Origin of the sequence: Pseudonocardia oceanicola (genome assembly GCF_047200735.1) — a bacterium.
GTDB lineage: Bacteria > Actinomycetota > Actinomycetes > Mycobacteriales > Pseudonocardiaceae > Pseudonocardia.
Genome location: NZ_JBJZON010000004.1, coordinates 274,914 through 287,285, shown reverse-complemented (window position 1 = coordinate 287,285; position 12,372 = coordinate 274,914). Strand labels below are relative to the sequence as shown.

General features: G+C 75.4%; 12 protein-coding genes. 3 read left to right on the top strand and 9 right to left on the bottom strand.

Translation table 11 applies throughout. The annotated features are described in order from the left end of the window. Window positions 1–82 precede the first annotated feature (82 nt). From ACL02T_RS09470 to ACL02T_RS09460, 3 genes are all read right to left on the bottom strand, one after another. The gene (locus tag ACL02T_RS09470) at window positions 83–598 is read right to left on the bottom strand and encodes a UGSC family (seleno)protein (protein ID WP_503129083.1); all 516 of its coding nucleotides are present in this window, start codon (window positions 596–598) and stop codon (window positions 83–85) included. A gap of 23 nt (window positions 599–621) precedes the next feature. Further along, window positions 622–2,082, bottom strand: a complete 1,461-nt coding sequence (locus ACL02T_RS09465) for a thioredoxin family protein (RefSeq protein ID WP_412830242.1) — start codon at window positions 2,080–2,082, stop codon at window positions 622–624. Window positions 2,083–2,299: 217 nt separating this feature from the next. Next, window positions 2,300–3,538: an MFS transporter gene (locus ACL02T_RS09460; protein ID WP_412830241.1), complete on the bottom strand. Its 1,239-nt coding sequence runs from the start codon at window positions 3,536–3,538 to the stop codon at window positions 2,300–2,302. Window positions 3,539–3,586: 48 nt separating this feature from the next. Between ACL02T_RS09460 and ACL02T_RS09455 the strand changes: the two genes are divergently transcribed. Then, window positions 3,587–4,273 carry a FadR/GntR family transcriptional regulator gene (locus ACL02T_RS09455; protein ID WP_412830240.1) on the top strand — a complete coding sequence of 229 codons (687 nt, stop codon included), beginning with the start codon at window positions 3,587–3,589 and terminating at the stop codon, window positions 4,271–4,273. Here ACL02T_RS09455 and ACL02T_RS09450 read toward each other — a convergent pair. Both ACL02T_RS09450 and ACL02T_RS09445 read right to left on the bottom strand, forming a co-directional pair. After that, window positions 4,263–5,231, bottom strand: coding sequence for an NADP-dependent oxidoreductase (locus tag ACL02T_RS09450; protein ID WP_412830239.1), 969 nt, complete (start codon window positions 5,229–5,231; stop codon window positions 4,263–4,265). The genes ACL02T_RS09455 and ACL02T_RS09450 overlap by 11 nt on opposite strands. 23 nt (window positions 5,232–5,254) lie before the next feature. After that, window positions 5,255–8,755: an ATP-binding protein gene (locus ACL02T_RS09445; RefSeq protein WP_412830238.1), complete on the bottom strand. Its 3,501-nt coding sequence runs from the start codon at window positions 8,753–8,755 to the stop codon at window positions 5,255–5,257. A 170-nt stretch (window positions 8,756–8,925) separates the two neighbouring features. On the opposite strand from ACL02T_RS09445, the gene ACL02T_RS09440 reads away from it, so the two are divergent. Continuing rightward, the gene (locus ACL02T_RS09440; protein WP_412830237.1) at window positions 8,926–9,198 is read left to right on the top strand and encodes a hypothetical protein; all 273 of its coding nucleotides are present in this window, start codon (window positions 8,926–8,928) and stop codon (window positions 9,196–9,198) included. 20 nt (window positions 9,199–9,218) lie between these two features. Here ACL02T_RS09440 and ACL02T_RS09435 read toward each other — a convergent pair whose 3' ends face one another. Continuing rightward, window positions 9,219–9,605, bottom strand: coding sequence for a YkvA family protein (locus ACL02T_RS09435; protein WP_412830236.1), 387 nt, complete (start codon window positions 9,603–9,605; stop codon window positions 9,219–9,221). 76 nt (window positions 9,606–9,681) lie between these two features. Then, the gene (locus ACL02T_RS09430; protein WP_412830235.1) at window positions 9,682–9,849 is read right to left on the bottom strand and encodes a hypothetical protein; all 168 of its coding nucleotides are present in this window, start codon (window positions 9,847–9,849) and stop codon (window positions 9,682–9,684) included. Between the two features lie 224 nt (window positions 9,850–10,073). Here ACL02T_RS09430 and ACL02T_RS09425 point away from each other — a divergent pair, with 224 nt between their 5' ends. Then, complete coding sequence (locus ACL02T_RS09425; protein ID WP_412830234.1) at window positions 10,074–10,829, top strand: PadR family transcriptional regulator; 756 nt, start codon at window positions 10,074–10,076, stop codon at window positions 10,827–10,829. Window positions 10,830–10,923: 94 nt separating this feature from the next. Here ACL02T_RS09425 and ACL02T_RS09420 read toward each other — a convergent pair whose 3' ends face one another. Together ACL02T_RS09420 and ACL02T_RS09415 are read right to left on the bottom strand one after the other, a co-directional pair. Then, window positions 10,924–11,313: an SCO5389 family protein gene (locus ACL02T_RS09420; protein ID WP_412830233.1), complete on the bottom strand. Its 390-nt coding sequence runs from the start codon at window positions 11,311–11,313 to the stop codon at window positions 10,924–10,926. 39 nt (window positions 11,314–11,352) lie between these two features. Continuing rightward, the gene (locus ACL02T_RS09415; protein ID WP_412830275.1) at window positions 11,353–12,306 is read right to left on the bottom strand and encodes an ATP-binding protein; all 954 of its coding nucleotides are present in this window, start codon (window positions 12,304–12,306) and stop codon (window positions 11,353–11,355) included. Window positions 12,307–12,372 lie beyond the last annotated feature (66 nt).

Genomic DNA, 12,372 nt, shown 5'->3' with positions numbered 1-12,372 from the left:
CTGCCGCGGCTCACCGGGCCCGGCTGCCGCCCGCCCCGCGCCGGTGGTCCGAGCGGCTCCGCCCACGCCCACGGGGACCGGTTCACCGGCGGGTGACCGCCCCGAGCACCTCCTCCAGCGCCGCGTCGGCGAGCGCGCGCATCTCCTCGTCGGTCCGGTCCTGGATCGGGTGCGGCACGAACACCGACGGCACCTCCCGGTAGCCGAACGCCCTCGCCTGGGCGTCCGCGGCGACCACGAACTCGGTCGACGCGAGGAAGGCCGCGATCACGCCCCGGCCCTCGAGGGCGGCGATGTCGTGCACACTGCACGACGTGCACGAGCCTCAATCGGCGAGGGCCTCGATCACGACGTCGCACCGGGTGGTGATCTCTCGGCGCAGGTCGGCCGGCATCGGCTTGGCGAAGGTCGGCTTGGCGTAGCGGCGCACGGTGACCCCCCGCGCGGCGAGGAGCTCGGCGAGCCGGTCGAGGAAGACGTCACCCCGCGGCTTGGAGATGTCGAGCAGACCGACCCGCAGCCCGTCGAGCGAGGCCGGCCGCGCGAGCGCGGTGCGCGCGGCCGGCGCGGTCTCGTCCGTCGGGTCCAGGATCACCAGCGACCCCGTCGATCCCGCCCCGCTCATCGCCACGGGTCCACCTCCCTGGTCACGGGCGCACTGCCGCCCGGTCCGCCGGCCCAGCCGCCGATCACGGCCGAGAACATCCCCGCACCACCGCCGGCGTGCACGATCATCAGCCCGCCCGGCCGGAACTTGGCCAGCGGCCGTTCGGAGTCACCGGCCGGCACGCCCTCCTCGACGCCGCCGGCGCCGCGGGTGATCTCGGCCCGGTCCAGCAGCAGCGCCTCGTCGAGCGCCGCGGCCAGTCGCGCCCGGTCCCAGCCGGCCTCGGCGAACACCCGGGCGTGCTCCGGGCACACGACGAGGGTCGCGTCGAAGCCACGGACCAGCTTCGGGTGGCACACCCCGCGCAGCCCGAGGGCGAGCGACCGGGCCAGTGACTCCGGCCGCCGGGAGATCTGGTCGACGACGCCCCGCGGGCCCTCCGCCGCGAACACGGTGACCGCCGATCGGCCCGCCGGGACCCCGCGGCTCTGCGCGAGCGGCTCGAACGGCGAGCCCTCCTCGTCCTCCGCGAAACAGAAGCCGACCTTGCCGGGATGCCCCAGGGCGGCCCGGTCCACCTCCTGCGGGCGTCCGCCGCCGACGTTGCGGACCACCAGTTGCAGGGCGCGGCCGATCGTGGAGTTGGCGCGGTTGCCCTGGCCGAGGGCGTTGCCGGCCCAGTTCATCCCGATCTCGGCGCGGACCGGCCCGTTGACGACGATCGCCGGCCCGGCGCCCCAGGTGGTCGCGAGCAGCCCGTGCGCGTTGAACTCGTCCGTGCAGGCGGCCTCGACCGCGGCGAGGACGACGGGCAGGTACTCGGGCCGGCACCCCGCGAGGACGGCGTTGATCGCCACCTTCTCCACGGTCGCCTCGACCAGGTTCGGCGGGACCACCGCCACCACCTCGTCGGGCTTGCGCGAGGTGCCCTCGAGCATCCGCAGCACGCGCGCCGGGGTCGGGGCGACGACCGGCAGTCCGTCGGTGAAGCCGCGGTCGAAGAGAGCCTCGGCCTCGTCCTCCAGGGCGGCGATCTCCAGCCGGCGGCTGTGCAGCAGGTGGCCGCGGGTGCGGACCAGCAGCTCCTCGGCCACGTCCGGGTCCTGGGTGCGGGAGCCGCAACCGGGCCGGTGCTCCGGCAGGCCCTCCCCGAGGTCCGCGACGCCGGTGAGCTCGGCCCACTGCGCACGGCCCCACCCGACGACCCGGCCGGCCTCCACCCCGCCGGTGAACCGGACGAGGGTCGGCACGGTCTCGACGTCGAGGGCGACGCTGGCCGTGAGCTGCGTGTCGTCGCGCCGGTCGGCGACCCCCTGCGGGAACCCGGGATCGTCCTGGGTGAACACGGTGACCCGCGGCAGCGCCGCCAGCACCGGCTCCACCAGCCGGCAGGTCGGGCAGTCCTGCCGGACGACGGCGACGAACCCGTCCGCGGGCCACGTCACCCGCTCCCGCTCCTCCGTCGGCACCGACACGTCCGCACCGTAACCCGAGGCACCCGCGCAGCGGCACCCCTTCCGATCATCTCCGGTCCCGCGTCCGTCGGACACGGGCCGTGCGGCTCCGATCCGTGGATCGTGGCGCCCGGCGGTCAGGGTGCCTTCACCCGGCGGCCACCGGGTACGACCGCGGCTCCGGGCCGGCGCTGTCCGCCGTCCTCCCGAGCTGACCGGGTCTACGGGCCGGGCCCGGTCAGACGGTACGCGGCCGACCGGCGAGCACCCCGGCCACCAGTTGCACCGCCAGCGCGCCGAGCAGCACGAACAGCGAGGCCGTCCAGGCCCCGGTGGCCTCGTGCAGCAGACCGAAGACCATCGGTCCGACCGAGGCGATGAGGTAGCCGAAGCACTGGGCCATGGCGGACAGGCCGGCCGCGGTCTCCCGGTCCGCCGCGCGCAACGAGATCACCGTCAGCGCCAGCGAGAACACCGTCATCCCCATACCGAGCAGCACGGCCCACAGCCAGGGGGCCGCCGCTGGGGCCAGCGCGAGCCCGACCACGCCGGCCATCGAGACGACGGTCAGCGCGGCGATCCAGCCGGACTGGCTGCGCGCCCGCGCCGCAACGGGCGGGATCACGATGGACAGCGGGACCGGGATCAGGGTCGCGACGCTCAGCATGAGTCCCGCGGTGCTCTTGTCCAGCCCCGCGCCGAGGTACACCTGCGGCAGCCAGCCCATGACGACGTAGGCGGCGAAGGACTGCAGTCCCATGAAGCCGGTGAGCGCCCAGGCGACGGGGCTGCGCAGCAGTGGCCCGAACGACGCGCGCCGGGGCTGCGACCGCTCCGGGGTGGCGCCGTGCCGCGCCCCCACCGCCCACACCAGCAGCGCGACGACCGCGGCGGCGGACCAGACGGCGAGCGCGCCCCGCCAGCCTCCCACCGGACCCTCGAGCAGCGGGGTGAACGCCGACCCGACGGCGCCGGAACCCTGCAGCGCGGCGGTGTAGATGCCCGTCATCAGGCCGATGCGCAGCGGGAAGGACTCCTTGACCACCACCGGGACCAGGACGTTGGCGACGGCGATGCCCGCGCAGGCCACGAACGTCCCGCCGATCATCACCCCCGGCCCGTCGAACGGGCGCAGGAGCAGCCCGGCGGCGAGCACCGCCAGCGCGGTGCCGAGCGCCCGGGCCAGCCCGACCCGGCGGGCCAGCCACGGCGCCGCCGTTCCGGCCACCGCGAAGCACAGGGTCGGCGCCGCGGTCAGCAGGCTGATCCCCGCGGGGGACATCCCGAGCCCGTCGCGGACGTCGCCGAGCACGGACGACACGCTGGTCACCGCGGCGCGCAGGTTCAGCGCGGCGAGCACGACCCCGGCCGCGAGCAGGACCGTGCCGCGGAGCGGCCCCCTCGGCACGCCGGGCCGTGGACCCCGGAGTCCTCCCCCGGCGGACGCCACGGCGCGCCCGTCCTCCCCGACCGTCATGCCGGCTATCCTCACAGACATCCGATGTCCGGATGAAGGGATGTGCACGTGCCGCTCGCCACCACCACGCGCACCGGGTTGGTCGACCAGGTCATCGAGCAGGTCCGGGCGGCCGTCGCCGCCGGCGAGTGGTCGGTCGGGACCCGGATCCCGACCGAGGCCGGGCTCGCCGCGACGCTGGGGGTCGGACGCAACACCGTGCGGGAGGCGGTGCGCGCGCTCGCCCATGCCGGCCTGCTCGAGGTCCGGCAGGGCGACGGCACGTTCGTCCGTGCGACGAGCGAGCTCTCCGGGGCGATCCGCCGCCTCGCCGGGGCCGAGCTGCGGGAGTTGCTGCAGGTGCGCCGGCTGCTGGAGGCCGAGGGCGCCCGGCTCGCGGCCGCCCGCCGCACCGCGGCGGACCTCGTCGAGCTGGACCGCGCGATGGCGGCCTGCGAGGAGGCCGAGCGGGCCGCGGACCTCGACGCCTTCGTCCGCGCCGACCTGGCCTTCCACCAGCTCGTCCTGCGCTGCGCCCACAACGCGGTGCTGGCCGGGCTCTACCGCGGGTTGACCGAGGTCGTGCAGGCCAGCGTCGCGACCGCGGTGGCCGCCGGGCGCTGCGAGAGCCACACCGGCCTGCTGGCGGCGATCCGGTCGGGCGACCCGGCCGCGGCGGCCGTGGAGGCCGAGGACTTCCTCGACTCCCTGCTGCAGGACCCGCTGCCGGCGCCGGGCTCCGCCGCTACACCGTGAGGACGATCTTCCCGGTCGTGTGGCCCTGCTCGCTCAGCCGGTGGGCGTCGGCGGCGCGCTCGAGCGGGAAGGTCCCGGCGACGAGCACCCGCAACCGCCCGTCGGCGTGCAGCCGGAGCAGCTCGGTGAGCCCGGACCCACCCGCGCGGACGTAGGCGCCCGAGGCCTTCACCCCGCGCTGCTCGGCCGCCCGCACCGCGGCCTCGACCGCGATCGTCGGCAGGCAGATGAGCATGCCGCCGGGCCGTACGAGGTCGAACGAGCGCACGGCCGTCTCGCCGCCGACCAGGTCGTAGACCAGGTCGACGGGCTCGACGACCTCCTCGAACCGCTCGGTGCGGTAGTCCACGACCTGGTCGCAGCCCAGCGAGCGGAGCAGATCGTGCTTCGCCGCCGACGCGGTGCCGATCACGTGCGCGCCACGGGCCTTCGCGATCTGCACGGCGAGGTGCCCGACGCCGCCGGCGGCGGCGTGGATCAGCACGCGCTGCCCCGCCTCCAGGTGGCCGACGTCGACCAGGCTCTGCCAGGCCGTCATCCCCGCCAGCGGCAGCGCGGCCGCCTCGACCACGGGCAGGTCCGACGGACGTGCCCGGAAGTGGCCGACCGGCGCGGTGACGTACTCCGCGTAGGCTCCGTCCGGGCTCGGGAAGCGGGCCATGCCCAGGACGGGATCCCCGACGACGAACCCGCGGGCGCCTTCCGGCTCGGCATCCTCGGCGGGCACGTCGGGCCCGAGGGCGTCGACCACCCCGGCCACGTCCCAGCCCACGACGAAGGGCCGGCCGCCGAAGGACCTCGCCGGACCCAGCCCGGACCGGGTCTTCCAGTCGATCGGGTTGACCCCCGCGGCCTCCACCCGGACCCGGACCTCGCCGGGCCCGGGCTCGGGCGTCGGGATGTCCCGGAGGCTCAGGGCCTCCGGGCCGCCGGGCTGCTCGCAGACGATCGCACGCACATCCGATGTCTAGCAGGCGCCGGTCAGCCTGGAGAGCAGCCGGCGACCGCCGCGACGTCGCGACCGAGTACGGCCATGCCGAGCTCCTCGGCCGTGGCCTCGACGTCGTCAAAGAGCCGCCGGGCGGCCGTCCTGCGGCCGGTGTCGTCGAGCAGGCGAGCGAGCTCCAGGCGGGTCCGTGCGATCCACGGCCGGGCGCCGAGCCGGCGGTGGAGGGCCAGACCTTCGGTCAGGTGGGTCCCGGCCTCGTCGAACCGGCCCAGCAGTCGCTCCAGCGCGCCGAGCCAGTGCGCGAACGAGCCGAGGAATGCCACACCGCCACCCCAGATCGCGGCCTGGCCGCGGTAGGGCGCGATCAGCTCGGTGAGCTGGATCGCGCGTTCGCGGTGCCCCAGCCGGGCGGTCGCGTAGGCGAGACTCGCCATGTCGAACCCCCAGTAGAGGTCACGCAGGACCCGACGCGGGTCCAGCAGCGGGTCGGAGAGCGCCTGCACGAACGACTCGTCGGAGGCCTCGCCGGAGGTGATGTGCAGCAGCAACGTGCTGCACCGCAGCGTCGTGGTCTGGGTGTTCGTGGCTCCCAGCGCCGCCTCCACCTCGGCCAGCCGCGCGTCCTCCGCGGCGAGATGGCCCGGCTCGGGACGTTCGAGCCGCAGCGCGTAGACGTTGCCGGTCCAGACGTTCGCGGCATCGGGTTCGCCGGCGTGCTCGGCGATCACCCGCGCCTCGGACGCGAGGCGCGCCGCCTCGTCGTACGCCCCGGACAGCATGGCGAGCGTCGCGCGCCTGCTGGTGACGTACCACCGGTAGCGGGGCTGGCGCAGCTCCTCGGCCAGCTCGCCGTAGGCGCCCAGCGCCGCCTCGAGCCCCGGGCGGTCGCCGAGCTCGAAGGCCGTCGTGATCCGCCAGGCGTGCCCGGAGAGCTGCAGCTCGGGCTCTCCCGCCGCGCGCCCGAGGTCGACGATCTCCCCTCCTGTGTCGCGGCGGAGCCCGACGCCGTCCGGTCCCCATCGCGCGCAGTTCTCGGCCTCGAGACACCGGGCGAGCGTCGCGGGGTCCTCCGCCCTCCTGGCCAGCGCGACCGCGCGCGTGGCCAGCCGGACCCGTTCCCCGGCGTCGGGCTCCCACTGCCGCGCGGCGGCGAGCCGCGCCAGCAGCAGCGCCTGCAACCGCAGGTTGCGCTCCCCGAGCGCACGGACGGCCTCGTCGAGCAGGTCGAGGAGCTCCTCGCGAACCGCGCCGCTCCAGGTCCAGCTCGCGGCCGCACCGAGTGCGGCACGGGCGAGCAGCTCGACATCGTGGGCGGCGCGGGCCGCCGCCGCCGCCGCGCGGAACGCGGCCGCCGCCGCCTCCGGCCGGCCGGCGCGGGCCTCGGCCTCGCCGAGCGCCAGGCTGAGCCGACCGCGCCGGTCCGGTCCGACGTCGTCGTGGAGCATGGCGATCGCGGAGCCGTAGTGGCGGGCGGCCTCCTCGTGGGCGAGCTGAGCGGAGGCGGCCTCGGCCGCGCGGATCGTGTAGCCGACGGCGCGTTCGGCCTGCGCAGGTCCGGCCGCCTGGAAGTGCCGGGCGAGTGCGGTGACCGCGGCGGGATCGGCGGCCTCGTACGCCCGGCCCACATCCCGGTGCAGGAGGGCACGCCGACAGGGGCCGAGCCGGCCGTAGACGGCCTCGCGCACGACGTCGTGCACGAACGCGAACGAGCCGGGCACGACGGACTCCGTGATCAGTCGGGCCGTGGCCGCCTCCTCCAGGCCCGCCAGGGTCGCTGCGTCGGGATGGTCGATCGCCGCGGCCAGCACGTCGAGGCGGAACTGCCTGCCCATCACCGCGGCCGTGCGGAGACACTCCTGGGCGACCGCGGGAAGGGCGGCGACGCGCCGGCGGACGATCTCGGCGACCCCCGTCGGGACACCGGCCGTCGCGAGGTCGGCCGCCCCCGTCTCCTCCAGGTGGCGGGCCATGGCACGGACGAACAACGGGTTCCCGGCGGTCGCCCGGTGCACCGCCGGGGCCAGTCGCGCGCGCTCGCCCAGCATCGCCGCCACCTCGGCCAGGTCGAGCCGCCCCAGGTGCAGGGGCATGACCATCTCGTCGCGATACAGATCGGCCAGGAGCGCGGTCAGCGGGTGACCCGCTCCGACCTCGCCGTCGCGACACGTCCCGATCACCAGCACTCCGGCGGTGTCCTCGTGCCGCAGCAGGTGCGAGAGCATCAACAGCGTCGCGTGGTCGGCCCACTGGAGATCGTCCACCAGCAGGACGAGCGGCCCGTCGCGGGCGAGGTGGCCGAGCGTGGCGGCGACCCCCTCGAAGAGCCGGTACCGCTCGGTGTGGGCACCGGCGGCCTGCCGTCCGACCGGGTCGGGGAGCTGGTCGCCCAGCTCCGGGACCAGGCGCGCCAGCTCCGCGGTCCAGGTCCCGAGGAGGCTGCTCAGGGCCTCCGGCGACGAGTGCGTGACGACGCGCCGCAGCGCGAGTACGAACGGCTGGAACGGGACGATGCGCTCGGCATCGCACCTGCCCGCGAGCACCGTCGCGCCGCGCGCGTGGGCGCGGACCCCGAACTCCGTGGCCAGCCGGGTCTTCCCGATCCCGGGCTCACCCGTCACGAGGCCGAGATGGGCCGGCCCACCGCGGGCCACGAGCGCGTCCAGCCGGTCGAGCTCGGCAGACCGTCCGACGAACGCGCCGCGTTCCGGGCCGGTGAGCGGCGGCGGGGGCGGGAGGCGGCCGGACGGCGTGGGACCGGCGGAGGCTGCCCGGGCGGTGAGCCGGAGCGCCTCGAGGTAGCAGGCCTCGGTGTCCGGGGACGGGTCCACGCCGAGCTCGGCGGCGAGGGTCTCGCGGCACCGCCCGTAGGCCCGCAGCGCCTCGGCCCGGTTGCCGTCCGCGACGTGCGCGCGAATCAGCAGCCGGTGTGCGGTCTCCCGGAAGGGTTCCAGGGCGAGCACGGCCTCGGCCGCCTTCCGCGATCCGCCCGGGTCCCCGCACTCACGGCAGGCTCGGGACAAGGCCTCCAGCGCCCGGATGCGGAGATCGCGCAGCGCGCTCCGCTGTGCGTCGAGCCAGGACGACTCCAGCCCCGGCAGCAGGGGGCGGGCCGCGATCTCGGCCGCGGCCGTCGCGGCCTTGCGGGCCCGGGCGACCGCTCCGACGCGCAACGCCTCCTCGGCGGCCGCGACATGCCGTGCGGCCTCGTCCACGTCGGTTTCCACGTCGGTGTCCACGTCCGCCGTCGCCATCGGGCCGAACCGGTAGGCCCCCCGGCCGCCCGTCAGGAGCGGCGGAGCGCCCGGCACCGCGAGGACACTGCGCAGCTTGCTCACCACTGCCGAGAGCGAGGCCTCCCACGCCGGCGGCGGTGTTCCGGCCCAGAGCACGTCGGCGAGCTCCGCGCGCGGAACCGGCCGGGCACGATTGAGGACGAGATAGGCGAGGGCGAGCCGCCCCTGCCGCCCGGGCAGGGCGGCGTCCTCGATCCTCCGCTCGCCGATGGTCACCAGCAGGGCTCCGGTCAGAGCCACGTGTACGTCCACCGGCCCTCCCGGTTCACCACCGACGTGCACGGACACTCGTCCCCCGGGGCATCCGCACGAGCCGCGACAAGCGCTCGACAAGCCCACGGCAACGGCCGGTTCCTACGGTTCGCAGCAGAGTCTCCTCCGCAGACCGACGAGGGGGAAGGAGCATCCCGATGCCGACCGTGACGACGACGATGCCGAGCCCGGGCGCCGTGATCTGTGCCGAGCTGCAGCGAGATCCCACTCCGCGTCGCAGCGCCGTCGAGTACGTCGGCGGCCCGCGCTGCGGCGAGATCGAGGTCGTCGACCATCCGGGAGTGATGCCTCCGCGAACGCTGCCCGGACCCTATCGGCGGATGGGGCGCCGGCTCTGCGCCAGCGGCGCCCACCGCTACGAACACCGGCGCGGCGACGAATCACCCAGGTCGGCCTGCTCGGCAGGCTGACCGTGCCGAGCGAGGCTCGGTCACCCGACGAGCTCGCCGTCGACCACCCGCGGGCGGCCGGCACGCTCCCACTCGAGGAAGCGCTGCGTCTCGACGAGCAGCGCGCCGCCGAGCCAGACGGCGACGACGCCGTCGTCGACCAGGCCGAACACCGCGGTCAGGGCCTCCGGGACGAGGTCGACCGGCGACACGAGGTAGGCGACGGCCAGGATCAGGAGCCCGAGCCGGCCGCGGCCGAGCACGCCCGAGCGCCCGCTCAGGGCACCGCCCACCATGCGGGGCAGCGCACGCGCCCGGTCGCCCAGGCTCGGCGTACCCGGCTTGCGGCTCTGCACGATCACGCGGGCGAGGGTGAGGTACGCGGCCCGCCGCCCCGCGAAGGAGCGCGAGCCGGAAGAGGTCGTCATGTCCGGTTCAACGCCGGGCGCGTCGGGCACGTTCCTCCGCGGGTGGATGCCGTGTGTGACAGGCGCGACCCCGGGGTCAGCGCCGGAGGCGGCCCGACCCCGCGCGGCTCGTCATGGACCACACCACGACCCCGGCGAACACCAGCGCACCCACGGCGACCGCCCATGCCAGCACCTGGTACAGCGCTCCGGCCAACGTGAACGCCAGCACCACGAGGAGCGCGGCCCCGAGCACCCGCAGCATGGACACCTCCCGACTCGTGCGCCCCTCCAGGATCGCACGAACCGGACGAAGGGGACCAGCCCGGCCCGATCGGGTGATCGCGGCCATACCGCACGCCGGGCGCCGACCGGTGCGCGCGACGGACCGAATAGGTTGCGTCGGAGATAGCTTCCGATATATCGTGATGCCACGCGAGCTACTGAGAAGGACTCAGGGGAGGCTCGGACACCACGAAGGAGATCGACATGACTGCCATGAACCCGTCCTGGGACGCCCCGTTCGGCCCCCGGTTCGGCGGGCGCCGCGGGCGCTGGCACCCGCGTCCGCCCTTCGGCCCCGGCGCGCGCTCCGCCGTCGGCCCGGCCGGTCCGGACACCACCGTGAACATCGACGCCGACCCGGCCGGCGAGGGCCGGGATCGCCTGCGCGGCCGCCGTGGCGGCCGCGTCGGGCCCGGCGGCCCGTTCGGCCCGGGCTTCGGCCCGGGCGCACCGTTCGGCCCGGGCTTCGGCCCCTTCGGACGCGGCGGCCCGGGTCCGCGCGGCCGGCGCGGACGCCGCACCAGCCGCGGCGACGTCCGGCTGGCCGTGCTCGCACTCGTCGCCGAGCAGCCACGGCACGGCTACGAGATCATCCAGGAGATCGGCGAACGCTCCGGCGGCCGCTGGCGCCCGAGCCCCGGGTCCGTCTACCCCACGTTGAACCAGCTGGAGGACGAGGGCCTGGTCCGCGTCGAGCAGGCCGAGGGTCGCCGGGTCGTCCACCTCACCGAGGAGGGCACCCGGTACGTCGAGGCGCACCGCGAGGAGCTCGAGAAGGTCTGGGCCGCCTTCGCCGGCGACGGCGACGACGGCCCCGAGAGCGTGCTCTGGGAGCAGCTCGGCCAGCTGCACGCGGCCGCGCAGCAGGTGCTGGCGGCCGGCACGCCCGACCAGATCGAGCAGGCCACTGCCGCGCTCACCGAGGCGCGCAAGACGATCTACCGCCTGCTCGCGGAGTGACACCCCCCGGGCCGCACCATGGAACCATAATGCGGCCCACACCGCCCTCCGGAGCGCACTATGGAACCATATTGCGCTCCGGAGGGCCTTCCGGTCAGCAGTCCCGCAGCTCCGGGGACTGGTTGAGGATCTGCCCGCGCGGGCTGATGAACTCGCGGTAGATCTCGGAGTCGACGGCGGCCGGGGCGAAGGCGGCGACGCGGTGGCAGTTCTGGAAGGCCAGGACCACGCCGAAGTGCCGCTCCAGGGCGCCGCGGATCGAGGTGCTCGCCAGCGCCCGCAGCAGCTGGCCCCGCTCGTGCTCCGACGGCGGCGGGACCTCGTGCTCTCCGAAGGGCTCGTCGCCGGTGCGGTCGGCGGCGGCCGCCGAGACGACCTCCCACGCGTAGGGAAGGGAGTCGCGGACGACGGCGAGGAACTGCGCGTCGTCCATCTCGCGGCGCTCGGCGGCCTCGAGGACGGCGGTGGGGACGTCGAGGGACATGGTTTCCTTTCTGCAGGGTGAACGGGTGGTCGTGGAGCCTCAGGCGTGCTGCGGGCTCACGGGCAGGAAGTCCGGGACCACCTGGGCCGCGAGGTCGACCCCGGTGGCGCCGTCGCCCCAGGCCCGGGCGTTGCGCAGGTGGAAGGCCACGGTGTCGCGGTGGTACGCCGCCCAGTCGCGGGTGCGGCCGTCGAGGTCGGCGAGGACCCGGGCCAGCACGGTGAGGTTGGCGGGCTCCAGCTCGTCGACCGGCCGGGGCCGCCCGCGCTCGGCGGCGCGGACCCAGCCGGACTGGGAGAAGCAGCCGATCAGTGCGTCGCCGACCTCTCCGCGCAGGTAGGCGACGTCCTCGGCGTCGGTGACCTTGTTGCCCACCACGCGCAGCGCCACGCCGTGGTCCGCGGCGTGCGTCGCATACTGCCGGTACACGCCCACGCCGCGTCGGGTCGGCTCGCACACCAGCACGGTGAGGTCGAAGCGGGTGAACAGGCCGGAGGCGAAGGCGTCCGCCCCGGCGGTCATGTCGACGGCGACGTACTCCCCCGGCCCGTCGACCAGGTGGTTGAGGTAGAGCTCCACCGCCCCGGTCTTCGAGTGGTAGCAGGACACGCCGATGTCGGACTCGTCGAACTCGCCGGTCACCAGGTAGCGCACGGCGCCGACCTCCGCCGAGTACCGCCGCAGCAGCTCACCGGCGGGGTCGAGGTCGAGCAGCCGGGAACCGGGCCCCGGCGGGGTCGTCTTGATCACGACGTCGGCGGAGGGCAGCAGCGGGTTCTCGCCGCGCAGGTGGTCCTTCAGCCAGGCCAGGTCGCCGCCCAGCGCGCGCGGCGGGGCGTCCTCCGGATCCGCCCCCAGCGCGACGCCGAGGTGCTGGTTGATGTCGGCGTCGATCGCCAGGACCGGCAGGCCCCGCGCCGCCACGTAGCGCGCGAAGAGCGCCGCCGTCGTCGTCTTGCCGCTGCCGCCCTTGCCGACGAACGCGATCCGCATCGTTCCGCTCCCCTCCGTCATCGAGGATGGTAACGGTAACGATGTTCACCAACGGGTGATCAACCC